We start from the raw sequence: 2,070 nt of genomic DNA on the forward strand, positions 1-2,070 counted from the left end.
CGTCATCGAAGTGCGCCTGAAGCGCTACGGCCTGCGCATCAAGCCCGGGGTCGATTTCGGCCTCATCAACCCGGAAGACGATCCGCGCTACCGCCACTATGTCGACCTTTTGATCGAACTCGCCGGCCGGCGTGGCGTGACGACGGAAGCCGCGCGCACTATGGTGCGCACCGACAACACGGTGATCGCAGCACTTGCGCTGAAACGCGGCGATGCCGACGCCATGGTCTGCGGCCTCGAAGGTCGATTCGAGCGGCATCTGCGCAACGTCACCTTGATCATCGGCCCCCGCGCCGGCATCAAGGACCACGACCTGTCGACGCTTTCCATGCTGATCTCGCAGCGCGGCATCATCTTTCTGACCGACACCCACGTCTCCGTCGACCCGACGGCGGAAGAAATCGCCGAGATGACGGTGCTGGCGGCGGAAGAAATCCAGCGCTTCGGCATCGAGCCGAAGGCAGCACTCTTGTCGCATTCCGATTTCGGCTCGCGCGATTCGCCCAGCGCCCTGAAGATGCGGCAAGCAGCGGCGATCCTGGCGCGCATCGCGCCTGACCTTGAATGCGATGGCGAGATGCATGCGGACACTGCTCTGTCGGAGCACCTGCGCCAGCGCGTCTATCCCCATTCGAGACTGAAGGGCGAAGCCAATTTGCTGGTGTTCCCCAACCTCGATTCGGCAAACATCACGCTGACGGCGCTCAGAACCATGACGGATGCGCTACATGTCGGGCCGATCCTGCTCGGCACCGACATGCCGGCGCATATATTGACGCCGTCTGTCACCTCGCGCGGCGTCGTCAACATGACGGCGCTTGCCGTGGTCGAAGCCGCCCACAAGGCACAAGCGGTCGTCAATCTGGGCTGAACACGGATTTCGCGGTAAACTGCAGTTAACCGCGAACACGGTAGCCTTGCGGGGCTAACAGCCGATTTGGAAGGCGGAGTTTGGGCGGATGGCAAGCGGAGGGTGGAAGCAGGCGCATGCTGTCGTGCTGCTTGGCCTGCTGTTGTCCGCAACCTGGGGAGTAGCCGAGCCACAGGCTGCTTCGCGGGTCTGCCGCCAGTTGGAAGCCGATCTTGCCGCGTCCTCGCGCGGCGGCGGTGGCGGTCCGGCGCTAGTCCGGAAATACGATTCCGCGATTGCCAGGCAGCATGAGCAGATTTCGAAGGCTCGCAGCCAGGCGAGCCAGGCCGGGTGCGGTTTTTCGCTGTTTGGCCGCAACCTCAATCAATGCGCCGGGCTCAACGCCACCATCGACCGCATGAATGCCAATCTCGACGCCTTGCAAAACAAGCGCGAGCGGCTGGCTGGCGGTGGCTCTCGCCGCGATCGCGGACGCATCCTGGCGGCGCTCGACGCCAATGGCTGCCGCGACGACACCGTTGCGCCTCGGCGTGCGCCTTTGCAGGAAGCGAACCGCGACGGCGGCAGCGCAAACCTGTTCGATCAGCTCTTCGGCGGCAACAGCAAGCAGCTCGATATGCTTGATGAACCCAACCAGCCCGACGATCCCAGCGAGGAGCGCAATGTCCGCCGTGTGCTCAACCAGCCCGGCGTACCGGATTTTCCGAGCGTCGGTGGCGAATTCCACACGTCCTGTGTGCGCACCTGCGACGGCTACTTTTTCCCTATGTCGAACTCGGCCTCGGCAGGCGATTTCGAACGCGACCAGAAGAATTGCGAATCGAGCTGCCCCGGCACCGAGATGCAGGTTTTCTATTCGCGCGGCATGGACGACGATTCGGCGTCGATGACGTCATCTGTCACCGGCCGGCCTTACAGCGAATTGCCGACCGCCTATCTCTACAAGCGGCCCGGCGTGTCGCGGCCGCCGGCTTGCGGCTGCAACGCCGCTGCGCAGGGTTTCCAGATCATCGCCGGCAATCCGCCGAATCCGGTGCAATCGCAGCCAGAGACAGACGCGTCATCATTCATTCCAGTCCCGGTTGCAAAACCTGATCCGGGCGCCGATCCCGAAACGCTGGCCAATCTGGAAGGTGGGCTCGACCGCGAGGCGATCAAGCGGCTTTCCGCGAGGCCGGTGACGTCGCCCGTGTCCGCGC

The 2,070-nt window shown here is 63.7% G+C and carries 2 protein-coding genes; both read left to right on the forward strand.

Annotated elements, in window-relative coordinates:
- The coding region (locus EN994_RS28750) for a phosphate acyltransferase (protein ID WP_281060210.1) at positions 1-871 on the forward strand (871 nt) is incomplete at its 5' end.
- 88 nt (positions 872-959) lie between these two features.
- A partial coding sequence (locus EN994_RS28755; protein WP_127308022.1) for a DUF2865 domain-containing protein occupies positions 960-2,070 on the forward strand: 1,111 nt, incomplete at its 3' end.

Origin of the sequence: Mesorhizobium sp. M7A.F.Ca.CA.002.09.1.1, from assembly GCF_003998555.1 — a bacterium.
In the GTDB taxonomy this organism is placed as follows: Bacteria; Pseudomonadota; Alphaproteobacteria; order Rhizobiales; family Rhizobiaceae; genus Mesorhizobium; species Mesorhizobium ciceri.